Origin of the sequence: Bacillus marinisedimentorum (assembly GCF_001644195.2) — a bacterium.
In the GTDB taxonomy this organism is placed as follows: domain Bacteria; phylum Bacillota; class Bacilli; order Bacillales; family Bacillaceae_O; genus Bacillus_BL; species Bacillus_BL marinisedimentorum.
The window spans coordinates 1-21,846 of the sequence record NZ_LWBL02000052.1; the positions used below are offsets into that span (position 1 = coordinate 1).

The 21,846-nt window shown below is 47.8% G+C and carries 21 protein-coding genes and 2 riboswitches; of the genes, 7 read left to right on the top strand and 14 right to left on the bottom strand.

The genetic code is table 11. From position 1 onward, the window contains the following. Positions 1-451: 451 nt before the first annotated feature. The 7 genes from A4U59_RS15805 to trpE are packed head-to-tail and all read right to left on the bottom strand — an operon-like array spanning position 452 to position 7,032. Positions 452-1,072 (bottom strand): anthranilate synthase component II, encoded by a 621-nt coding sequence (locus A4U59_RS15805; protein ID WP_066174552.1) that lies wholly within the window; start codon positions 1,070-1,072, stop codon positions 452-454. Between the two features lie 30 nt (positions 1,073-1,102). Next, complete coding sequence (gene trpA / locus A4U59_RS15810; RefSeq protein ID WP_066174660.1) at positions 1,103-1,879, bottom strand: tryptophan synthase subunit alpha; 777 nt, start codon at positions 1,877-1,879, stop codon at positions 1,103-1,105. 16 nt (positions 1,880-1,895) lie between these two features. Beyond that, positions 1,896-3,110, bottom strand: coding sequence for a tryptophan synthase subunit beta (trpB, locus tag A4U59_RS15815; protein WP_066174555.1), 1,215 nt, complete (start codon positions 3,108-3,110; stop codon positions 1,896-1,898). Then, positions 3,091-3,750 (bottom strand): phosphoribosylanthranilate isomerase, encoded by a 660-nt coding sequence (locus A4U59_RS15820; protein WP_066174558.1) that lies wholly within the window; start codon positions 3,748-3,750, stop codon positions 3,091-3,093. The genes trpB and A4U59_RS15820 overlap by 20 nt, the downstream gene beginning before the upstream one ends. After that, positions 3,731-4,507 carry an indole-3-glycerol phosphate synthase TrpC gene (gene trpC, locus A4U59_RS15825; RefSeq protein WP_066174561.1) on the bottom strand — a complete coding sequence of 259 codons (777 nt, stop codon included), beginning with the start codon at positions 4,505-4,507 and terminating at the stop codon, positions 3,731-3,733. Before trpC ends, A4U59_RS15820 begins: the two co-directional genes overlap by 20 nt. Beyond that, positions 4,500-5,519, bottom strand: coding sequence for an anthranilate phosphoribosyltransferase (trpD, locus tag A4U59_RS15830; RefSeq protein ID WP_066174564.1), 1,020 nt, complete (start codon positions 5,517-5,519; stop codon positions 4,500-4,502). Before trpD ends, trpC begins: the two co-directional genes overlap by 8 nt. Beyond that, positions 5,500-7,032, bottom strand: coding sequence for an anthranilate synthase component I (trpE, locus tag A4U59_RS15835; RefSeq protein ID WP_066174566.1), 1,533 nt, complete (start codon positions 7,030-7,032; stop codon positions 5,500-5,502). The genes trpD and trpE overlap by 20 nt, the downstream gene beginning before the upstream one ends. Before the next feature lie 362 nt (positions 7,033-7,394). Here trpE and A4U59_RS15840 point away from each other — a divergent pair, with 362 nt between their 5' ends. Further along, positions 7,395-7,937, top strand: a complete 543-nt coding sequence (locus A4U59_RS15840; RefSeq protein ID WP_066174568.1) for a DUF3231 family protein — start codon at positions 7,395-7,397, stop codon at positions 7,935-7,937. Positions 7,938-7,981: 44 nt separating this feature from the next. Here the strand turns inward: A4U59_RS15840 and A4U59_RS15845 are convergent, their stop codons facing one another. Both A4U59_RS15845 and A4U59_RS21865 read right to left on the bottom strand, forming a co-directional pair. Next, positions 7,982-8,311 carry a hypothetical protein gene (locus A4U59_RS15845; protein WP_066174571.1) on the bottom strand — a complete coding sequence of 110 codons (330 nt, stop codon included), beginning with the start codon at positions 8,309-8,311 and terminating at the stop codon, positions 7,982-7,984. A gap of 121 nt (positions 8,312-8,432) precedes the next feature. After that, positions 8,433-8,537, bottom strand: a riboswitch (SAM riboswitch). A 334-nt stretch (positions 8,538-8,871) separates the two neighbouring features. Further along, on the bottom strand, positions 8,872-9,009 hold the full coding sequence (locus tag A4U59_RS21865; RefSeq protein WP_169823987.1) for a hypothetical protein: 138 nt from the start codon (positions 9,007-9,009) through the stop codon (positions 8,872-8,874). 321 nt (positions 9,010-9,330) lie between these two features. Here A4U59_RS21865 and A4U59_RS15855 point away from each other — a divergent pair, with 321 nt between their 5' ends. Beyond that, positions 9,331-10,311 carry a bile acid:sodium symporter family protein gene (locus tag A4U59_RS15855; protein WP_066174577.1) on the top strand — a complete coding sequence of 327 codons (981 nt, stop codon included), beginning with the start codon at positions 9,331-9,333 and terminating at the stop codon, positions 10,309-10,311. A 48-nt stretch (positions 10,312-10,359) separates the two neighbouring features. Here the strand turns inward: A4U59_RS15855 and A4U59_RS15860 are convergent, their stop codons facing one another. After that, positions 10,360-11,079, bottom strand: coding sequence for a toast rack family protein (locus A4U59_RS15860; RefSeq protein ID WP_066174580.1), 720 nt, complete (start codon positions 11,077-11,079; stop codon positions 10,360-10,362). A 455-nt stretch (positions 11,080-11,534) separates the two neighbouring features. Here A4U59_RS15860 and A4U59_RS15865 point away from each other — a divergent pair, with 455 nt between their 5' ends. Then, positions 11,535-11,843, top strand: coding sequence for a hypothetical protein (locus tag A4U59_RS15865; RefSeq protein ID WP_066174583.1), 309 nt, complete (start codon positions 11,535-11,537; stop codon positions 11,841-11,843). Between the two features lie 892 nt (positions 11,844-12,735). On the opposite strand, the gene A4U59_RS15875 is transcribed toward A4U59_RS15865, so the two are convergent. Next, the gene (locus tag A4U59_RS15875) at positions 12,736-13,167 is read right to left on the bottom strand and encodes a hypothetical protein (protein ID WP_157888206.1); all 432 of its coding nucleotides are present in this window, start codon (positions 13,165-13,167) and stop codon (positions 12,736-12,738) included. Positions 13,168-13,283: 116 nt separating this feature from the next. Further along, positions 13,284-14,243 (bottom strand): thermonuclease family protein, encoded by a 960-nt coding sequence (locus tag A4U59_RS15880; RefSeq protein ID WP_157888207.1) that lies wholly within the window; start codon positions 14,241-14,243, stop codon positions 13,284-13,286. A 170-nt stretch (positions 14,244-14,413) separates the two neighbouring features. On the opposite strand from A4U59_RS15880, the gene A4U59_RS15885 reads away from it, so the two are divergent. After that, complete coding sequence (locus A4U59_RS15885; protein WP_066174593.1) at positions 14,414-14,791, top strand: PH domain-containing protein; 378 nt, start codon at positions 14,414-14,416, stop codon at positions 14,789-14,791. A gap of 139 nt (positions 14,792-14,930) precedes the next feature. Next, entirely contained in the window at positions 14,931-15,959 is a 1,029-nt protein-coding gene (locus tag A4U59_RS15890; RefSeq protein WP_066174596.1) for an STAS domain-containing protein, read from the top strand. Between the two features lie 35 nt (positions 15,960-15,994). Here the strand turns inward: A4U59_RS15890 and A4U59_RS15895 are convergent, their stop codons facing one another. Both A4U59_RS15895 and A4U59_RS15900 read right to left on the bottom strand, forming a co-directional pair. Then, positions 15,995-16,486: a GNAT family N-acetyltransferase gene (locus A4U59_RS15895; RefSeq protein WP_066174599.1), complete on the bottom strand. Its 492-nt coding sequence runs from the start codon at positions 16,484-16,486 to the stop codon at positions 15,995-15,997. A 49-nt stretch (positions 16,487-16,535) separates the two neighbouring features. Continuing rightward, the gene (locus A4U59_RS15900; protein WP_066174601.1) at positions 16,536-18,461 is read right to left on the bottom strand and encodes an ATP-dependent DNA helicase; all 1,926 of its coding nucleotides are present in this window, start codon (positions 18,459-18,461) and stop codon (positions 16,536-16,538) included. Between the two features lie 411 nt (positions 18,462-18,872). Here A4U59_RS15900 and A4U59_RS15905 point away from each other — a divergent pair, with 411 nt between their 5' ends. Beyond that, positions 18,873-20,264 (top strand): S8 family peptidase, encoded by a 1,392-nt coding sequence (locus A4U59_RS15905; protein ID WP_066174604.1) that lies wholly within the window; start codon positions 18,873-18,875, stop codon positions 20,262-20,264. A gap of 132 nt (positions 20,265-20,396) precedes the next feature. Further along, a riboswitch (FMN riboswitch) is annotated at positions 20,397-20,545 on the top strand. 193 nt (positions 20,546-20,738) lie between these two features. Continuing rightward, a complete protein-coding gene (ribD, locus tag A4U59_RS15910; RefSeq protein ID WP_066174607.1) occupies positions 20,739-21,845 on the top strand; it encodes a bifunctional diaminohydroxyphosphoribosylaminopyrimidine deaminase/5-amino-6-(5-phosphoribosylamino)uracil reductase RibD in 1,107 nt (368 codons plus the stop codon). The last annotated feature ends 1 nt before the right edge of the window (position 21,846 follow it).

Consider the following 21,846-nt stretch of genomic DNA (forward strand, 5'->3'; position numbering starts at 1 on the left):
CTCTCGAGTTTCACGCCAAACCCGGGACTTTTCACGCCGATTCATACGGCATTCGCGCCGCAGCAGCAAAATTTCACGCCATACGGTTCGTTTCACGCCGTTCGGGCGGGATTTCGCGCCATACGGTTCGTTTCACGCCGTTCGGGCGGGATTTCGCGCCATATGGTCATGTTTTCACGCCCTTCTGGATTACACGGCACGGCGAGTTTTCACCCCATCCGGGTTCTCACCGCATCCCAGTGAACGGGTTCCACGCCTCTCGAACCTTCAAAAACTCCATCAGTGGCCGGGTTTCCAATCAAACCGCTATTCATCCCACAACCCCATCTGCTGAACCAGCTAATCATACCAAAGCATACTCATAGAGCCTTCACCAGTTTCACCCGCCCTGCTCATTTTCCAGACTGAACATGACTTTTCCTCAGTCTCATTTCTTCAGCTTTCCGCCAGCTCATCCCGCCGGTTCTACAACACCGGCCAAACTGCCGAATGAAAGCTGCTGCCGGCCGTGTTCTGTCATAATCGATTCGGGATGGAACTGCACGCCTTCCACCATGTCGGCAGCATGACGGAGTCCCATGATTTCACCGTCCGCTGTCCATGCCGACACTTCAAGTGACGGCGGCAAATTGCCTTTGTTCACGATAAGAGAATGATACCTGGCCGCCCGGAAAGGATTCGGAAGCCCTTTGAAAATCGTCCTGTCATCATGATAAATGAGGGACGTCTTTCCATGCATGAGTTGTTTTGCGCGGATCACTTCCCCTCCATAGGCTTCAGCGATTGCCTGGTGGCCGAGGCACACACCATAAATCGGCACTGTACCTCTTAACGTTCGAATTGCCTCAAGAAGAATTCCTGATTCCTCCGGGCGGCCCGGGCCCGGTGACAGCAAGAGGAGGTCGGGATTTAACCGCTTGATTTCTTCTGCAGTTATCCTGTCGTTTCTCCTCACTGTCACATCATGGCCTGCTTCACCGATGTATTGCACGAGATTGTATGTGAAGGAATCGTAGTTATCCAATACGAATATGTTCACTTTGCTTCTCTCCCCTTCCTCGTCTCTTCTCATCTCATGTCATCTCAGCAAAAAACAATTGTTTCATTTTCGTCCGAGTAATTGTTTGATATCTTCTCTGAATGATGCCAGCGCCTCTTCTTTTAATTCCGGATTTTGCAAAGCAGCTGACCGTTCTTTAATCATTTTCACAATCTTGCTTCCGATAATGACTCCATCACAGTGGCGATTCAGCATTTTTACCTGGTCAGGGCTTGATACACCAAACCCGACTGCGACCGGGACACGGCTATGTTTTTTTGCAATTTCGAGAAAAGCGCCGACATCTTCATTCAATCCCGACCGTTCCCCTGTTACACCGAGTGAAGAAACACAGTACAGAAACCCTTCCGCCTGTGATGCTATTTTTTGAATCCGATCGTTGGAGTTCGGTGCAACGAGCGAAATGTACTCTAGTCCCGCTTCCTTTGCAAGCTTCCTTAACGTCCCGCTTTCTTCGAAAGGGAGATCAGGCACAAGCAGGCCGTTTGCACCCTTTTCTTTCAACAGCTGAATGAACCGCTCTTCTCCCAGCTGTAGAACCGGATTGTAATATGTGAAAATGACAACCGGAATGGAAAGACCCTTTTGCCTCATTAGCGGGACAAGATCAATTGCTTTGCGCAGGGTCATGCCCCCTGCCAGAGCCCGGTTGGCGGCTTCCTGAATGACAGGACCGTCGGCAAGGGGATCTGAATAAGGAATGCCCAATTCAAGAAGATCTGCCCCTGCCTCCTCGAGCGAGTGTGCTATCTCAATGGTCGTGTCCGCCGCCGGGTCACCTGCCATGATAAACGGGATGAACAAATCCGATTTTTTCATCTGCTTTCTGTTCGTTTCAACGGCTGGCTGCACGTGCTGTCCCTCCTTCTTCAAATGTTCGGAATAGAGTATTCATGTCTTTGTCTCCCCTGCCGGAGATGTTGATGACGATCGAACTGCCAGAGGACATTTCTGACGCTTCCTTAAAAGCAGCCGCACAGGCGTGTGCACTTTCAAGAGCTGGAATGATACCTTCTTCCTGTGCCAGCAGAGATAAGGCATCAAGCGCTTCCTGATCTGTCGCCTGTTCATATCTGGCCCGTCCGCTTTCATGCAGATGGGCATGCTCGGGTCCAATACCCGGATAGTCAAGGCCTGCAGAAATTGAATACGGTTCGGTGATCAGCCCGTTTTCATCCTGGAGAAGATAAGTAAGCGAGCCGTGAATGACACCTTGATTCCCACGGGCAAGCGTAGCGGCATGCTCGCCAGTATCAATCCCGCGTCCTGCTGCTTCGACACCGATCAGTTCCACTCCGTCTTTCAGGAAGGGATAAAAAATGCCGATTGCATTACTGCCGCCTCCTACACATGCATAAATGCGATCCGGAAGTTTTCCTTCAGCTGCAAGAAACTGGCGCTTCGTCTCATCCCCGATCACCCGCTGAAAATCACGGACCATTTTCGGATAAGGATGAGGGCCGACAACTGAACCGATCAAATAAAAGTGGTCGTCGCAATGTGCGGCCCAGTAGCGGATTGCTTCGTTTGTTGCGTCCTTTAGCGTCCTGTTCCCGCTTGAAACCGGCACGACTTCCGCTCCAAGCAATTGGATCCGAAAAACATTCAGCTGCTGGCGGGCAATATCTTCTTCACCCATGAACACCTTGCACTCGAGCCCGAACTTTGCCGCAACGGTTGCCGCTGCAACACCGTGCTGGCCTGCTCCCGTTTCAGCAATGATTTTTGTCTTGCCCATCCGGCGGGCAAGCAGCGCCTGGCCGATGGCATTATTCAATTTATGGGCACCTGTATGATTCAGGTCTTCGCGTTTTAAATATATTTTTGCGCCGCCCAGCTTATCCGTCAGCTTATCCGCGTATGTAAGCGGCGTTTCCCTTCCGGCATAATGCTGCAGTACATGGCGGTAGTCGGCCAGAAATCGTTCATCCTTCATAGCTATATTCAATTCTTCCTCAAGCTCTTTTATCGGGCCCATTAACGTTTCCGGCACAAACTTGCCGCCGAATGAGCCGAATCTGCCCTGCAAATCAGGATAACTTATACTCATAGTGTTCCACCTTCCCCATCAGCTCTCCGATTTTCAAAACGTCTTTCTGTTCATCTGTTTCAATTCCGCTTGATACATCAATTCCGTCCGGTTCAAAAGCAAGCAGCTTTTCCACATTATCAGGGCGTATCCCTCCGGCAATAAAACATGGAACCTTTTGCTTCCTTGCCTCCATTAACAGGTCCGGTACGCCATCCCAGTTGAAAGATGTTCCGGTGCCGCCCCTTGCCCCCCGGACAAATGCATCAATGACAAAGCCATCAGCAGCACCTTCATAACCCTTCATTTCATCGAGTATGGCTTCATGATGGCGAAGTGCTTTCCAGACTTGGAGGCCTGTCTCGCTTTTCATACGGAAAACGCGCTCCGCAGATTCGTCGCCATGCAGCTGGACAACATCAAGCGGGATCTCTGCAGCCGTCCTGATAACTTCCTTGTCACTTGCATTCACGAAGACACCGGCTGCTTTCGGCAGCTCTTCCTTACTGAACTGACCAAGCCATCGCCTGGCATCCTCGGACTTGACGCGGCGCTTACTCTCCGCAAAAATGAATCCAATGTAATCAGGATTGAAAGGTACAGCAGTTTCTAAATCGGACAGTGATCTGATTCCGCAAAGCTTAACGAGCGGCCGGTTCAACACGCACACCCCCAAGCAGAACCGCGGCTGCTTCACCCGGATCCGGTTTTCTCATCAGCGACTCACCGATCAGCGCCGCTTCCGCCCCTGCCCGATGAACACGTTCAAGGTCAGCCGAAGAAAATATGCCGCTTTCGCTTACAAGCATAGAACCTTCCGGAACCATCTCTGCAACCTTTTCCGTCTGCGATAAATCAGTATGGAAGGTCTTTAAATTACGATTGTTTATTCCGATGAGCGGCGGCTGAAATACCGACAGAATCATTTCCAGTGTTTCCGCACTATGCACTTCGACAAGTGCTTCCATCCCTTTTTCTTCCGCTTGCTTGAAAAGTTCAAAAAGGACGGCCGGTTCAAGCGCTTCACCGATAAGCAAGATGGCGTCGGCGCCAATCCGTGCACTTTCTTCAACTTGTTCTGGTGAAATGATGAAATCTTTTCTCAGCACCGGGATACTCACCTTTTGTTTAATTTCAGTAAGATACGAACGGTCCCCCTGGAAAAAGTGGCGATCCGTCAAAACGGAAACAGCTCTTGCACCTCCTTCCTCATATCTCCCGGCAATCCAGGCCGGATCGAAATCAGGCCGGATGACGCCTTTTGATGGAGATGCCTTTTTCACTTCGGCTATGATTGAAACGGGATTAGCTGACGATTTAATGGAATGGATAAGTGATGCCCGTTCAACATCCCGTTGTTCAGGCAGGACAAAATTCTGCAGCTCCTCCCTTTTTTTCGCTACTATTTTTTCAAGCATGGTTGACTTCCCTCCCGGCGATGGACAGGTAATATTCGTTGACTTTCCCGCTCTGGATGGCATCACGGACCATATGGACGCCTTCTGCGATACAGGCTGCTTTTCCGGAAATGTACAAACCTGCTCCGGCATTCAGGCATACAATGTTTTCTGGAGACCCGGGGGCATTTCCAGCAAAAATCCCCCTGATGAGCTGTGCACTTTCCGCGGGATTTTCAACCTGGATTTCAGACAAGCTGCCCCGTTCCACTCCAGCATCTTCAGGATGGAAAACGTATCTTTCAATCCTGCCTTCATTCAATTCCACGATATCTGTCGGACCGGAGATGGATATTTCATCAAGCCCGTCGTGCCCGGTGACAAACATCGCCCGCTCTGTGCCGAGCCTATCGAGCGCTCTGGCGAGTTTTTCCGCAAGGTTTGTGTCATATATTCCGATGATCTGCCTTTTAGCTCCCGCCGGATTGCAAAGCGGGCCGAGCACATTGAAGACTGTCCTGAAACCGATTTCTTTCCGGGCTGCGGCCGCATGTTTCATCGCTGGATGATAATGAGGCGCAAACAGGAAGGCCATCCCTTTTTCCAGCAGGGACTGCTTTCCGTTTACCGGTCCGTTATCAACCGTTATTCCAAGCTTTTCAAGTACGTCTGCACTCCCGCTTTTAGAGGAAACACTGCGGTTCCCATGCTTTGCGACTTTGACACCGAGTGCGGCGAGCGCAATCGCTGAGGCAGTTGAGATATTAAACGTAGACTGTCCGTCACCGCCCGTGCCGCACGTATCCAGTACATCCAGCTCCTTTGAATCGAGGATTGCCATCCGTCCCCGCATCGCTTTTGCAAACCCTGTGATTTCTTCAGCTGTTTCGCCGCGGAACCGAAGTACAGTCAAAATGCTGGCCAGCTGGGTCGGCAGTACATTTCCGCCCATCACTTCATCCATGACAGCAAATGCCTGCTGTTCTGTTAAATGTTCTCCTGCCAATAACCTGTCAAGCACGTTTCTCAGCAATTAGCTCCTCCCCTTTCTCGTTATTCCCGAACAATTCTTCAGCTATATCGAGCGCCTCCAAAAGCGCACTTGCTTTATGGATCGTTTCCATGTATTCTTTCTCCGGATCGGAGTCAGCCACAATGCCGGCACCGGCCTGGACAGAGGCTTCCCCGTCTTTCACCACCATTGTCCGGATTGCAATGCATGAATCCACATTCCCATCAAATCCTGCATAAATGATGCCGCCGGAATAGATGCCTCGTGCCGTCGGCTCCAATCCGCACAAAATTTCCATCGCCTTCACTTTCGGAGCGCCGGAAACCGTTCCAGCGGGAAAGGCGGCCGCAAGTGCATCAAGCGGATGAACATCGCTGCGGAGCTCCCCTGTCACCTTGCTGACAATATGCATAACATGGGAAAACCGGCCGATCTCAGCCAGTAACGGTACGTTTACCGATCCGTACTTCGCTGTCCTTCCGGCGTCATTCCGGGCAAGATCAACGAGCATCATATGCTCGGCCAGCTCCTTCTCATCTGCCAGCAGTTCTTTTGCAAGCAAGTCATCACGGTCAGGGTCCCCGGTCCTTCTTCTCGTTCCGGCGATCGGATTGATTTCAATCATGCCATTTTCGATTCCGACGAGTCGCTCCGGCGAACTTCCGATCACTTCACGTCCCCCGATCCGCAAATAAAACAAATACGGCGAAGGATTCAGCATGCGGAGCACCCGGTAAATATCAAAACCGGCCGCTGTCACCTTTCGTTTAAAACGCTGTGATAACACCGCCTGGAAGATGTCACCTTTAATAATATGGTCCTTGATTTTCTTCACGTCTGCCATGAATCCATGTTTTTCATAGTTGCTTTCCACGTGCCCTGCCGTAACGCGGAAATGATCCTGGAGCAATACTGATTCGTTCATGACAGGCGGATTTCGCAATTTATCGAGGAGTGCCCCGACCTCCTTTTCCGCCTGTTTATATGCGTCTATAAGCTCCTCTCTTGTTTCGTTTCCGTTTAAGCGGGCAAAATGGACAACCGTCACTTCCCTTGTTTTATGATCAAAGGTGATGAGGTCTGTGCAAAAAATGAACCGGTAACGGGGATGAGGGTCTGTGACCGGGAACGGAATCTTTTCGAAATCGGCAACTGCTTCATAAGTCATATAACCAACGCCGCCCCCTGAAAAAGAAGCATTGATGCCGGGTGTTTTGACTATAAGCTTGTTCTGTACATAATCAAAAGCATCTTTAAAAGAAGGCATCTGTACGATATGCCCTGTTTCTAACTCTTCAACTTGAAAAGTTCCAGTGTTCTCGCGGATTTCCATAAAAGGTTTTAAGCCGATAAACGAAAAACGGGACCGCTCATGGCCGTCTTCATTGCTTTCAAGCAAAAATGCCGCTTCTTCATCCAGGCTCTGGAAAATACGGACCGGCGTCAGTGTGTCACTGTAAAAACCGGTTGATAAAGGAATGGTGTGATGCGTTTTAGCATCACGTAAAAAGGATTGTAAGGAATAGGAATGCATAGACTCACCTCTCCATTGTTGATGGAGAATGAGGGGTTGAGGTAAAAAATGGAGGATAAAAAAAGATGAAATATGGGCACACTCCGCCCCTGATCACTTCCTGAACTCTGCTCTTTTCCTCTTCTATACTGTCCTCAACTCATCTTCTCATTCTCAGCTCTGCTCTGTACTCTGCTCTTTCCTGCATGTTTGAATACCGCTTTTGAATATTCAAACATCTTGTTGACAGTGTACGCACCTAACTACAAATTGTCAACCGTACTTTTTTACTTCTTTGTAATTTAATCCCTTCGATAAAAAACACCCGATACGCAAAAGATATATGCGTGCAACACTATTCACTTGCACGAAGGAGCCTTTTCATGAATTTAAAAACATTAAGGAGTGTCGTTATGGGAGTATTGAGCGGAAATCAAACCGATGAGCCACTTCATTATGGAGAAGTCTTTGCGGTGTGGAGCTACTATGCAGCTTCAAAAGCGGGTGTCGCCACACTTCAAACTTACATGAACCATACAGGGGATGAGGATCTCCGTAACTTGATCGATGAAATGCTTCGCAGTTCGAAGCCGGAAATCGAACAAGTGGAAACTGTTCTGAAAGAAAACGGCATTGCATTGCCGCCTGTACCGCCTGAACGCCCGGAAGCCAGCCTTGACCAAATCCCGGCGGGGGCACGAATCAACGACCCGGAAATAAGCGCGGCCCTTTCCAAAAATCTGGCGGAAGGCCTTGTCGCGTGCAGCCAGGCCATGGGGCAGGCAACACGTGAGGACATTGCCATGATGTTCGGCCAATTCCATTTGAATAAGGCGCAATTCGGTGCCCGGATGCTCCGCCTCAACAAAGAAAAAGGATGGATTATCCCTCCTCCACTTCACGTGCGGGTGCCGGAACCAGTCTAAAAAAAAGAGCAGGCTGTTTGCTGCAGCCTGCTCAATACATACCATTATCCTGCGTACATCATTGTCAAGTAGCGGCCTTTTACCGGGATATACAATCCCCTGTCAAAAAGGCTGTTCCACATTTCGCGGTCAAGCGCGTAAGGGCCTCTTCTCTGGTACCCTTTTACCGACTCATCCGAGAAGGAAAGGATATGATAACGCCCTTCATAAAGAACTTTGACATAAAAGCGGTTGTAAAACGGATTCAATGTTGCTTCTGCATGAGCATCAAACTCTTTAAGCTGCCGGTCCATGAAATTCACCACATGTCCGATGAACCTGGCCGGCGTCATACTTTTCGCCATGTGCCCTCGTGCGGTTCCATTGATGTTCATCAAGAATCTCCCCTTGAGAATATGGTCAAGGTATCAAGAGAGGTATGATAACGAAACAGGAATCCTGTTTCCGGAGAAAATAAAAACCCTTTTCGCTTTGGCGCAAAAAGAGTTTCCTCCGTTGCCATCATTCAAAGCGCAGCTTTGCTGGTTGGAGCACCTTGTCCCTTTCGGCAGGTTGCTGTGGAGTCAAAGAGCCAGATCTCTCGTCCACTCCTGATAACCTTATTGATATTTCCATTGTACCATACGAACCGCCAAAAAATAGGGTGACCTGCACATTGTTGCACAAAAAAAACAATTTTTCTGAAAACTGGCAGTTAGACCGAAATTTATCCGGGTACCATCTCTAAAGTATGCCGGATTGTTATACAAAAAGATAACGATTCTTGACTGACCGTTCCTCTCATTTGAACCAGCTCTCGCCAGAGGACGATACCCGGCTAATTGTTTCTATAACTAATTGTTTCGCGCCTCCTGTAACATGTTCAGGAATATCGCTGCCAGCATTCCCATTCGTCCGCCTTATAGCTGACGTTTATTACGAGATTCCGGCGGATTTACTTTACTCTGAGATATGTCTTCCTACTCAGCAGTTTTTTCATCATGTTTATGGCTGCAGCCGCATCCTCCCCCGCCATGCTTATGGTGATGCCCCTCATGATTGCTTTTGCAGCTTCCCTTTCCATGTCCTCCATGCTTATGCTTGTTCTTGCAGCCGCATCCCTTCTTTTCAGAACCTGCGGCAGTTACTTCGATTTCCTTCATCATATCCCTCTCCTTATGTAAAAATATAAAGCAGTCATTTTCTCCATAACTTACGTCAAATTTACCAGAAAGTTGAAATGAAAAACAGCGATGTTTCCACCCAGGCAATAGTGTTCATATAACGGCCTTTTTTTTGCCCCTTTTCAGTCACATTTCACCTCAGTGTATCCTTTAATGCTTTTTTGCATTTCAGTATTGAAATATTCAGAATTGTACGTATAATGGGATTTAAAACTTTAGGAGGGATTTTTTTGAAATCACTTGCCAGAGCGAGTACATTCGCAGGAAACACCTTTGCTGTCTGGGTTCTGTTATTTGCTGTCCTCGGCTTTCTGTATCCGGAAGGATTCACCTGGATTGGGCCGTACATAGCGATTTTACTCGGCATCATCATGTTCGGCATGGGCATGACCCTGACGTTCAGCGATTTCAAGGCTGTCGCACAGCAGCCGAAAAAAGTGGCGATCGGCGTGGGCGCGCAGTTTGTGGTCATGCCCCTTGTCGCATACGGACTTGCTGTTTTGCTGGAATTGCCTCCCGAAATTGCAGCGGGGGTCATTCTTGTCGGCAGCTGTCCCGGCGGTACAGCATCCAACGTCATGACATATCTCGCAAAGGGGAATACAGCACTGTCAGTCGCCATCACTTCTGTTTCAACATTGCTTGCTCCCATACTGACGCCCGCAATCACGCTGATGCTAGCAAGCAAATGGCTGCCGGTTTCTGCAGGCAGCCTGTTCTTATCAATTGTCCAAATTGTCATCATACCGATCATTCTTGGTCTTCTCGTTAGACTGGCATTCAAATCAACTGTGGAAAAAAGCACAGAAATCCTTCCGCTCATTTCCGTTATTGCGATTGTCGCCATCGTGGCAGCGGTCGTCGGCCTCAGCAAAGAAAAAATAGCAGAAACAGGACTTCTTCTGTTTTCAGTTGTTATGCTGCATAACTTGATCGGCCTTTTCATCGGATACTGGGCCGCAAAATTATTTAAAATGGATCACTCGGATTCAAAAGCAATTTCAATCGAAGTAGGCATGCAAAATTCAGGACTTGGCGCCGCACTTGCAGCCGCACATTTTTCACCGCTGGCAGCTGTACCCAGCGCCCTGTTCAGTGTCTGGCATAACATTTCCGGGCCGCTGCTTGCCACCTATTGGGGAAAAAACCATAAGCCTGGCATCAAGCAGGAAAAAACTTCCGGGCATCCGAAAGCCCCTGAAGTTTCATAATCATAAAAAGGTCCCAACCACTTTAACTAGTGATCCGGGACCTTCACTTTATTTTAATTCAAAATTTGCTTCCCCGACACCCAGATTGGCCTCAACTTCAATTTGAACATCTGTTTTACCGTAAGCATCATTGACGTATACGCCGTCTCCCTCAGAGATGAAACCGGCAATATTCGTTTCGCCGATTCCTTTATGCGTTTCGATTTTCACACCTGCCGATTTTGGCAAAATGACGGTTGTCTTGCCGACGCCGGTTTCGAAGGTGACATCAAAACTTTGCGGCCAATCGCCTGAAAGGTCTACGGATATATCACCGACACCCGCATTGATTTCCAGGCCGGAAAGATTTAAGCCGCTCAAATCCAATTCTGTGTCGGATGCCCCGGAATTCACGGCCAATTCAATCGGAATTTCTTTGTTGAGCCGTATGTTCCATTCGTTTTTTATATCGCCAACCGAAATATTGCCCAGGCTCTGTTTCTTTTGTTCAATCACTACTTTTCCTTTTTTCCCTCTAGAATCATATGTTGTTTCCGGCTCAAAATCTTTGTGGTTATATACAACAGTACCTTCCACCCACTCACGGGCACCACTTGAAACTGCCAGTTCTCCGGCTCCCAGTTTCAGTTCCACTTCCAGCTCCACGGCTTCATCCTTTTCAACAAGAATATCCGATTCCTCCGTCTCCCCGCTTACTGCCGTCTGGCATCCTGTAACAAACAGCAGCATGACAGCAATGCACCCTGAACTTACAATCCATTTCCTCATCTTGCATCCTCCTTTTTGAAAACGCGGACCCAACAGCAGCAGCCCTCCCTTCATTAAACATTTAAACCAGAACAAATGCGCAAGGCGCCCGCTTAGCTGGAGTACCCGCAGGTTGGTGCTCTTTCCTTCCGAAGGGGATCACCGCTTGTGACGATAGGCGCTGGCGCCTGAAGCTGAACGATACCCTTCTGGCTTTTTATCCACAACGCTTAAAATTTATAATTTCCTTAACAACAAAAAAGGAGAGCCCTTCATGAAGCTCTCCCAGGTGTCCGTTGCTAATTCATTTACCAAAATATGTATGATAGAGTAGGTGAAAAGCCTTATATCCTACTTTTAATTTTAATGTTGATTGGCATAGCTGTCAATCCGGCGCTTTTACTTCTTTGATTCGTTTACCGGTCATAGCACCCCGGACAAATCCCCGGCATAAATTAGCATGAGAGGTGATGAAAATGGCATACAGTGATGCAATTATTTACGTAGGACAGCTGGGGGCTGACACTTATACGCAATCCCTGCGCGGTGTCCTTTATACGGAAGATCAGATCGGTTTTATGGCGGACCGCATCCTGTGGACGGAGGGGCAAATCGGAGAGATGGCTGACCGCATCGTCTATGTCATTGAACTTTCCCAGTTCAATACAATCAAAGCCATGTACATGCTCACATCAATTTCCTTCATGGGAATTGACAGTACGATGAACAACCTATTCAGATATGCAGTAACCGTCAATCCGGTAAGTTATATTCCGTGGATATAATTTTTGCGGAAAAAGAGCCAGCCGGGTTCAATATGCAGTTCGGTTGAGAGATAATAATAAGTGTATTAACAAGCGGATTAGCACACAAATTCGCTTGTTTCATATTGTTTTTGAGGCACGAGCATTACATATTTTTAAGATGTTATTACAAAGGCAAAAAGTTTATTGTTAAAATAAATTTATGGATGTGTAAAACGTTACACTTAATAATAATGATGCCAAACTGCGTAACCAGAAGGGGATGGTAATGTAAATGAGTAAATTCACTAAATGGTTTACAGCCTCAATGTCATCAGCCGTTATAAGTTTAGTCGTGGTTTTTAATGTGGAAGATTTGGCGTGGCTGACGGGGGAACTAAAAAAGAGTGTATTATTATCGGGAACTTTGTCTACATATTTATTAGTAATTGCATCGCTGTTCTTCTTAGTGAAAGCGAATGCAGAACGCAAAATAACAAAAATGGTTCTATCTATCTTTACTTCGTTAATTCCATTATCCGTATTCATATTGAATACTTTCATCTTCACAGTCTATTTTATAGGAAAATAAACTCTTTTAAAAATACACTTAAACTAAAAGCTCTAAGTTGAATACAAATTCAAAATATAGAGCCTCCGCGTTTTTTATAAGTATTAGTTGTTTAAAAGTTGCACATTTACCCTGTGATTTCTGTTGTGAATTTTATTTTTCTACATAATAACCAACATAGAGGTTCTGTTTTCTTGCTGAAGCTTGGACTTTCACGCGCAAACCGGTGCTTTTCACGCCATATAGCTCGGTTTTCACGCCAACTCCTGGCCCGCGGGGGACGCGGTGCACGTTTTCACGCAGCATCCCGGTTTTTTCGCGCCAAACAGCTTGCTTTTCACGCCGTACCTTCCTCTTTTCACGCTAACCTGACGCTGTTTCACGCCAAACCCCCGTTTTCACGCGCAAACTGGTACTTTTCACGCCATATAGATCGGTTTTCACGCCAACGCCACGGCCCGCGGGGGCGCGGTGCACGTTTTCACGCGGCATCCCGCCTTTTTCGCGCCGTACCTTCCTCTTTTCACGCGGACCTGACGCTGTTTCACGCCAAACCTCCCTTTTCACGCGCAAACCGGTGCTTTTCACGCCATATAGCTCGGTTTTCACGCCAACTACTGGCCCGCGGGGGACGCGGTGCACGTTTTCACGCGGCATCCCGCCTTTTTCGCGCCAAACAGCTTGCTTTTCGCGCCGTACCTTCCTCTTTTCACGCTGACCTGCCGCTGTTTCACGCCAAACCCCCGTTTTCACGCGCAAACTGGTACTTTTCACGCCATATAGATCGGTTTTCACGCCAACGCCACGGCCCGCGGGGGCGCGGTGCACGTTTTCACGCGGCATCCCGGTTTTTTCGCGCCAACGCCCGCAATTCCCCGGCGGCCCATCACATCACTTCACGCTCTTTATAATTACGGCAAACTCTCACAAACAATCCCGTCTCCGTCCCTGCCGTCAAGCCGGTGCGGATCCGCAGCGGGGCCGCCGGCAGCTTCATAAAAAGCCTGTGCCTCGCGCTGGGTTGAAAAATCACCGCAATCACGGTCAGGACCGTCAGGGTCATATCTCAAACCGGTATTTGTATTCGTGCTGGAATCGGACTCTTCATTCGTGTTTGTGCCTGCAATGACCTGTCCGCTTCCGGCAGAAGCTTCTTCTTCTGATTGCCCGGGAACGGCAGCATTATCATTGAAGCCGTCTTCCCTCGCATAATCTTCAATCGACCAGATCCCTATGCCTTCCTGCCGGGCGATTTTCTGTGCTTCGTAGTATTCATCAGCCCGGGATGTGTTTGGCGCCCATACATATGCGACACGGGCAAGGCCTTTTTGAATCAGCGATTTGTTGAAATCATACCCATCTACATGCAAATAAACAAGCAGGCGTCCGTACTTATCCCGTTCACTCACATCAATTTTAAGCTCCACATTTTTGCCTGTAAGTGTATTTTTCGCATAATCGGATGCCTCCTGTGCAAAGGGCTGGACCGGTTTATCAGGATGGACGGATTCAGGGGTATCAACAAGAAGCAGGCGGAGTGTTTCTTTGCGGCCGTCTTCAAGCTCGACCTTCATCGTATCGCCGTCTACAACCCTTGTAATGGACGCGGGAATATATTGCTTATCATAAACTTCTTTTTCCGCTTCATTATCACTGCTGCTGTCTTCAGGAGAATTGGGAATCGGTTTCTCTTGTTGTGCTTCCTTGCTCCCATCTCCATTGTCCGGGGGAATCTTTCCGTCCGTTTCTGGAGATACCCCTTCACCGGCACATCCCGTTACGGCGATGAGGAGGGCAAGCACGAGTGCTGCCGCAGAAAACAGCATTTTACCAGTTGTACTGTATCTCTTAGCTGCTGTAAAGATGTTCAATTTTGTTTCCTCCAATATTGTAAAATACCAATTTATCATAACATGGACTGGCATGATGTGGAATATAAGCATGCTAGTTCCATTTTCCCCCACTATCATTCACAATGGAGACAGGAGCATGATGACCAGAATAAAAAGTGAAAACAGGGCAAGTTAAGGAGGAATTCATGATGGGTTTTTTAGATGGATTGATGGGCAATGCTTCAGAGGTCGATTTGCAATCAGTTGAGGAGGATCTGGAACAAATTGTCACCGAAACAGAAAGAGTCGAAAAAGCGTTTAAGATCATCCGTGACATGATGGTCTTTACAGATAAACGCCTGATTTTGATCGATAAACAAGGAATGACAGGAAAAAAAGTCGAATACCATTCCATACCATATAAAAACATTACTCACTTCAGCGTTGAAACAGCAGGCAGTTTTGATCTGGATGCAGAATTGAAAATTTGGATCTCCAGCACTGCTGAGCCGATTTCAAAACAGTTCCGAAAGGATAAAAGCATCTACGAAGTGCAAAAAGCGATCGCTTCTTATGTTACCAAATAATAATTCATTCCGAATCATTTCCTCTGCCGTATAGAGGGTAACCCTTTGACATTCTGCCCGGGCTGTCACTAATATAGTTATATACACAATTTTTTGACGGCGTCAGTTTATGCAGATTGATATATAAGGGGGGCTGGAAATGTCCAATGAAAATAAAAATGAATATAGCCTGCAGGTAGGTCCATCCAGTTTCGATTGGAAACTGGATGAAGGTGAGTTTAAGTTTATGGGCGGTGACGCTGTCCTTTTTTGGATCGACACTGCGATGAAATCTTTTTTTGACTCGATTGAAGAAGTTTCAGGGGACGAGTCCGCTTCCCTTGTCTTTGAAGCAGCCGGTTTCCGGATGGGTAAAATTGTAAGCGACTTCTTTGGTGATGGTTCCAGTGTCCATAAAGTGCTTTCCATACTGGAAAAGGTCTATCCTGCTGCGGGCTGGGGTTACATAGAAACAGATAAATTTGATCCAACCGACAATACGGCAATAATCCGCCTGAAAAACAGCTGGGAATACAAAATCAATAAGCAGCAGAACAGAAAAACGCCAACAACATTCCTTGCTGCACACTATGCCGGTGTCATCAGCGGGCTTCTTGATGAAAAGATCTGGTTCAAAATGAACAAAAGTCAGCTTCTTGGCGATGAATATGATGAGATTATGTATTTCCCTTCAACGATCACACCTGCTGAAAACATTCATACCCTCATCAGGGAAAAGGAACAAAACGAAATTTTTAAACTTGAACAGCTTGTTGAACAAAGAACAAAAGAATTACAGGAAATGGTTCGTGAACTTTCTTCCCCGATGATTCCTGTCCTTGACCATATCGCTGTTATTCCAATGCTTGGCAAGTACGATGAAACACGGGCTGAAGACCTTTTGGACCGCACTCTCACAAATCTGCCGAAAGTCAAGCCGAAGTATATTATCCTCGATTTGACCGGACTAGACGAAGCAATCAATTATACGTTCGGCTCACTTGTGAATAAATTGTCCCTTGCTGTCTCACTAATGGGAACTGAAACGATCCTTGTGGGCATATCGCCTGAATTAAGTATGGAAATGATCAGATCGCAGACTGAAGAAGTGAATGATCTCCAATGCTTCTCCACCTTAAAACACGCCATATTGTACGCTCTTTCCCAGGAAGGGAAGCAGCTCATCTGAAAGAACGAAAGCCCGGGCGATTGCCCGGGCTTTCGTTATGTTGGATTTATTATTTTATACATCAGGATGTCATCCACATATTGATCATTAATGAAAAACTCTTTTATAAGCCGGCCCTGTTCAGCAAAACCAAGCGTCTTGTAAAATTCTACGGCACTTTGATTCGTTTCCATCACTCTAAGAGCAAGCTTCACTTTCCCATCGGACCGTGCTTTTTCAACAAGAGTTTCAAGCAGCTGCTTCCCTACTCCCATTCCCTGGCAGCCGGGATGAACAGCAACCGCCAGTTCTGCCACATGCTGGTTTGAAAGAAGCGGAGTCGGTGAATGAAAATGCGCGTATCCGCAAACCTTTCCATTATGAAAAGCCGCAAGCTGGCTCCCGGCCGGATGGGCCGCCGCATACTCATCAACCGAATCCCACTGGATGACAGCCGGAGTTTTTGTTTTGTTCCAGACAAGCAGGTCCAGCTCCATCAAGCCCTGCAGATCTTCAGGCCGCGAATCCCTGATCACAAAATCTTCCATAACAATTCCTCCTGTTGTACAGAACGGCCTGACAGCGGTTTCCGGCTTCCTACTCCCACTCCAGCTCGATCGGCAGCACTTTTTTCACTTCATCAAGATATGTTTCGCGCTCTTCCCCTGTCATCACAATCCGAACAGCTCCGCGGTCTTCGCTGCTTCTGATCAAGCGGCCGACACCCTGCCTCAGGCGGAGAATCATGTAGGGAAGATCCACTTCTTGCAGCGGATTGCCGGCATGCTTGCGTTTCGCCTGAAAAACCGGGTCATGCGGCGGGAATGGGAGCGATGACAGGATTACCTGTGACAGTGAGGCTCCTGGAACATCAAGACCTTCCCAAAGGCTGTATGAGCAAAGTACAGTCGCCTCTTCCATCTGAAAATGCCGGACCGTTTCACTGATTTCCCGGTCGCCCTCATATAATATATTGAACGGCCACGATTGTACCCCAGCCTGCTCCCTGAATCTACTCATCTCCTCTGCGGAAGAAAAGAGCACAAGCGATTTTCCTTTACGGCTGCGAAGCGATTCGCCAATATAACTCCATTTTTCTGCTTCTGTGTCGGAAACGTGGCCAAATAGTTCCATTTGCTCCTCATAATCAAACGGGGAAGCAACTGTTAATGAAGAATAATCGTTTATGCCGAGGCTTCCGGCCACATATGAGAAATCACCGGCATCCGACAATGTCGCAGAAGAAAAGATGAATGGAACCGGTTTGGAAAACACCTCTTTTTCGAGAATATCTTCCACCAGGCGCGGCATGATGACAAGCGACAGTCCGGCATCTGATTCTTCGAGCCAAAAGATCCCTTCATTCTCTTTCAGGAAAACCGACAGGCCATAGCTGAAAAACTCCAGGTATTCTTCAATCATTTTCACCTGGTAGTCATCGGCAATAAACAGCTCGGCATCAAACACAAGCTGGTCGAGGAGCTGCTGTACGTTTTTATGGAGACGGCGGGCCAAATCAAGTACTGCATCAGTACGGGCCAGGTTTTTCCGGTTCGACCCTTCCACCGTTTCTGCTGTTTCACTGAACAAATCGAACCATTCATCATGCAGTTCAAGGATTTCATCAATCAAATACAGCGACTCTTCCCTTATATCCTGGCTGCTGTAACCAGTCAGCACCCTTTCCAGTGTTGCAGAGTGGAAACGGTAGGTCAGGCCTTTTTGGGCCGCAAATTCCAGCAAATGTCCTTCATCAAACACTACACAGCTTGCTTCCGGTAAGAGCGGCAGCTGTCCTTCACGTTTGCGGGAATCCTTCGTCCACACATGCTCCATATAAAAATCGTGGGAGCAAATGATCAAATCACCGGCACGGCGGTAATAGTCGCGGTTCAGTGTCTGGCCGCACCGGTGGCGAAGGTCACATGTCGAACACTGCTGGAGCGGATCCCATGCAATTGACTGCCATTTTTCATTTGATACCCATGGATATTCCTTTCGATCGCCATACCGGGTGAATGACTTCATGGAAGCTGATGTTTCCCCGACAAAGTCGGGAATCGTATCGTATACCTGTAAAATGCCGTCATCATCCGTCCTGTCAACAAGCCGGTCCAATTTACGCATGCAAACATACTGTTCCCGGGCTTTGGCAAGACGTACATCAACAGTCAGCCCGAGTGCTTTTTCAAGTTTTTCGATATCGCCGCCCTCTTTGACGAGCTGCTCAATAAGTGTCTCATCAGCACAAGAAATGATGGCCGGCTTTCTCGTATAGCGCGCATACATGATGGCATAAATCAGGTAGACAAATGTCTTCCCGGTGCCGACACCTGCCTCGGCAAAAACGACGCTTTTATTTTTAAAGGCCTGCTCGATCTGAAAGGCCATATAAATTTGTTCATCACGCAGTTCATAACCGTGTTCCGGCAAAATGTCATAAAAAACATCCCCGATATAATCACCGAGCCTGTCAAAAAATGTTTCCGTTTTATCAATGGTAAACGGCAAATTATGATTCATGGAAAATCTCCTTTTAGATTGTCTGTGCGAATGTTATCCGAAGTTTTAATTATAACAGAAAGATATGTGCCAGCATAGAAATTGCCCTTCTCATAAACAGCCGCCCTCAACTTAATCATCCATACGGAAAATGAACTTCTTTGGGATCGTCATTTCGGGAAATCTTCCCGCTTCCCGCTAATGAACCAGCGACTCGAACTGCACGGATTTTGCCGGGTCCGATTGGCTGGCACAGGGTAAAGGGCGCCGCTTGGATTCTGCGTTTAACAGAACATTCTTTTTAAACTTTTTTTAAAACTTAATATAAATTTTTAATAAAAAATGGACCCTTTCAACGGGACAGACACCGCCTCCTTTTTCTCCGGCTGGCCATATCCTGCTAGAGAGAATAACACTCAAGGAGGTGAGGCGATGTTTGGATTTTCAATGATTAAGATGGTGCGCCAGCATGCCCATCGGCTTGATTTGGAGTTACGCAAGAAGCTGATCGATATGTATAGGCCTTTTCACTGGACACCGTGTGTCCTGCATCGCTCGTTGGAAGGTTTTTTGAAACGCACGAAAAAGATTTCAGTAATCGTAGAATTCAATGATGAAAAAGCCGCATATGCATCTGGTTTACAAACTGTTGAACATATATGCAAGAAAAATTTCCGCAGCAAAGTCCTAAAACACTTCCCTGCTGTCCATTCATGCAGCTGTCAGGTAACATCGGCGGCGCTGGAAGAATTCATGGAATGCGGACATATCAGGAAAGTGTTTTTGAACAGGGAAGTCAGAGCCCTGCTAGATGTTGCCGTCTTCTCCGCAAATGCCCGGGAAATCAATCAGGCAAGAAATCTGACCGGTGCGGGCACGACAATTGCCGTCATTGACACAGGGATCCATCCGCATAAAGATATCAGCAGCCGGATCATCGCTTTCAAAGATCTGGTCAACGGCAGAGACGGTATCGAAAACGCGTATGACGACAATGGACACGGCACCCATTGTGCCGGAGATGCCGCCGCTTCCGGTAACTTTGCCGGACCTGCTTATAAAGCGAATCTGGTAGGTGTAAAGGTCCTGGATAAACACGGATCGGGCTCACTGGACACCGTTATGGAAGGGGTTCAATGGTGCATGGATTTCAATCGGTTCAGCACAGATGAAAGAATTGACATTATTTCACTGTCACTTGGCTCCACTGCAATGCCAGGAGAAGATCCGATGGTCAAAATCGTGGAAAAAGCCTGGGAAGAAGGCATAGTCATCTATGCTGCCGCAGGTAATTCCGGACCAGACTACGAAACAATCGCAAGTCCCGGCACAAGCGAGATGATTTTGACCGTCGGTGCATCGGATGACCGCAACTCGATTTTGCGCACTGATGATGTTGCTGCAAGCTTTTCAAGCAGGGGACCAACGATAAACGGCGCATCAAAACCTGATTTACTTTCACCGGGCGTAAATATCATTTCACTTCGGTCACCCGGTTCATACCTTGATAAATTGCAGAAACAGGCTCGGGTCGGAACAGGTTATATGAGCTTATCGGGCACATCAATGGCAACCCCGCTTTGCGCAGGTGTCACAGCACTATTGCTTGAATATTTGCATTCCCAGGGCATAACGGCCGACTCTTTTAATTCGAAACGGGAACTTCCCGATTTAATAAAGGATTCAATTAAAAACGGCGCCGACAATCCCACTCCGGTAGTCATCGATCCATATATCCATGGAGCAGGCTTCCTCAATGCGGAAAAATCGCTCGAATGGCTCGCAAATAACCTTCCCCAATCCCCTGATGACCAGGACATATAAATCGATCCTTCCAATAAGCGGCTGCCCCACCCGGTTCTGCCGCTTATTTTTCTGAAATAAAAAACGTTCATAATTTCTTCTCTTTTCCTTTTCATTCGGATTCCTGTATAATATGGAACAAACGAATATGACAATTTCCTTCGGGGTCGGGTGCAATTCCCAACCGGCGGTGATGAAGCGTCGTGCTTCTAAGTCCGTGACCCGTTTGGCGCATACGGCAAACGGTGGATCTGGTGGAACTCCAGAGCCGACAGTGAAAGTCTGGATGGGAGAAGGAATTTTTAAAGCGAGGGCTTTTTAATGGGTGAAGTATACCCTTTTTTACCCCTCTGCTTTGTAATGCTTTTGTACGACTGCCCCGGATTGGAATGTTTTATTCCATCCGGGCTTTTTTATACCCTGAAAACAGTCATTTCAAAGACATTCCAGATTCATCCGAAATCAATCTTCACTATCAAGTAAGGGGACGGCGCAATGAATGATACAGCATATATGAAACTTGCACTTGATCTGGCCAGGAATACGGCCGGACAGACATCTCCAAATCCGGTTGTCGGTGCAGTCGCAGTTAAAAATGGCCGGATCATCGGCATGGGGGCGCACCTTAAAGCGGGCGAACCGCATGCTGAAGTCCACGCCCTGAAAATGGCCGGTGAGGAGGCGCGTGATGCAACGCTTTATGTCACGCTTGAACCATGCAGCCATTACGGCCGGACCCCGCCCTGTTCCGATCTCATTGTGAGAACAGGCTTGAAACGGGTCGTCGTGGCGACGACCGACCCTAATCCGCAGGTTGCCGGTAAAGGAATCGAGCGGATGCGAAAAGCTGGAATCACTGTCGACACCGGACTGCTGAAAGAAGAGGCTGACGAACTGAACAAAATATTTTTCCACTATATAAGCACAGGAAAGCCGTTCGTCACCCTCAAGTCAGCCGTAAGCCTGGACGGAAAGACAGCAACCGTAACCGGTGAGAGCAAATGGATCACCGGCGCAGAGGCACGGGAGGATGTCCACCAGTTCAGGCATATGCATGACGGAATCCTTGTCGGGGTCAACACGGTTTTAAAAGACAATCCGACCCTCACCACCCGGCTTCCTGAAGGTGGAAAAAACCCGGTCCGCATCATTTTGGACAGCGGCCTCAGAACACCGGAAGACAGCTTGATTGTTACTGACACTGCAGCTCCTGTCTGGATCTTCACCGGCGCTGACAGTGACGCCAAGAAAGCCGAACGATTCGAAAATAACGGCATCCGCATTTTCCGAATGCCTCAAAAGCCGATTAAGATTGAAGAAGTCCTGAAAACACTGGCGGAAGAAGAAATCACATCGCTGTTTGTTGAAGGCGGCTCAGAAGTTCACGGCAGCTTCCTGAAAGCCGGGGCATTCCAGCAGGTGATTACCTATATCGCGCCAAAATTGATCGGCGGGAAAGCGGCCCCTTCCTCCTTTGGCGGCGAAGGAATCGCTTCAATGAGCGATACTGTGCCTCTTGTAATCAAAGAAGTTAAACAAATAGGCCGGGACTTGCGGATTATCGCAGTTCCTGAAAACCCGGCTCCATCAGGAGGGGATTAAT

Bases quoted from the DNA above. Each gene is read 5' to 3' on its own strand.
- A4U59_RS15865 (WP_066174583.1), top strand. From the start codon at position 11,535: ATGGCATACAGTGATGCAATTATTTACGTAGGACAGCTGGGGGCTGAC.
- trpB (WP_066174555.1), bottom strand. From the start codon at position 3,110: ATGAGTATAAGTTATCCTGATTTGCAGGGCAGATTCGGCTCATTCGGC.
- A4U59_RS15805 (WP_066174552.1), bottom strand. From the start codon at position 1,072: ATGAGAAGAGACGAGGAAGGGGAGAGAAGCAAAGTGAACATATTCGTA.
- trpA (WP_066174660.1), bottom strand. From the start codon at position 1,879: ATGAAAAAATCGGATTTGTTCATCCCGTTTATCATGGCAGGTGACCCG.
- A4U59_RS15845 (WP_066174571.1), bottom strand. From the start codon at position 8,311: ATGAACATCAATGGAACCGCACGAGGGCACATGGCGAAAAGTATGACG.
- ribD (WP_066174607.1), top strand. From the start codon at position 20,739: ATGAATGATACAGCATATATGAAACTTGCACTTGATCTGGCCAGGAAT.
- A4U59_RS21865 (WP_169823987.1), bottom strand. From the start codon at position 9,009: ATGGAGGACATGGAAAGGGAAGCTGCAAAAGCAATCATGAGGGGCATC.
- trpE (WP_066174566.1), bottom strand. From the start codon at position 7,032: ATGCATTCCTATTCCTTACAATCCTTTTTACGTGATGCTAAAACGCAT.
- A4U59_RS15885 (WP_066174593.1), top strand. From the start codon at position 14,414: ATGGGTTTTTTAGATGGATTGATGGGCAATGCTTCAGAGGTCGATTTG.
- A4U59_RS15860 (WP_066174580.1), bottom strand. From the start codon at position 11,079: ATGAGGAAATGGATTGTAAGTTCAGGGTGCATTGCTGTCATGCTGCTG.
- A4U59_RS15840 (WP_066174568.1), top strand. From the start codon at position 7,395: ATGAATTTAAAAACATTAAGGAGTGTCGTTATGGGAGTATTGAGCGGA.
- A4U59_RS15890 (WP_066174596.1), top strand. From the start codon at position 14,931: ATGTCCAATGAAAATAAAAATGAATATAGCCTGCAGGTAGGTCCATCC.
- A4U59_RS15905 (WP_066174604.1), top strand. From the start codon at position 18,873: ATGTTTGGATTTTCAATGATTAAGATGGTGCGCCAGCATGCCCATCGG.
- trpC (WP_066174561.1), bottom strand. From the start codon at position 4,507: ATGCTTGAAAAAATAGTAGCGAAAAAAAGGGAGGAGCTGCAGAATTTT.
- A4U59_RS15895 (WP_066174599.1), bottom strand. From the start codon at position 16,486: ATGGAAGATTTTGTGATCAGGGATTCGCGGCCTGAAGATCTGCAGGGC.
- A4U59_RS15900 (WP_066174601.1), bottom strand. From the start codon at position 18,461: ATGAATCATAATTTGCCGTTTACCATTGATAAAACGGAAACATTTTTT.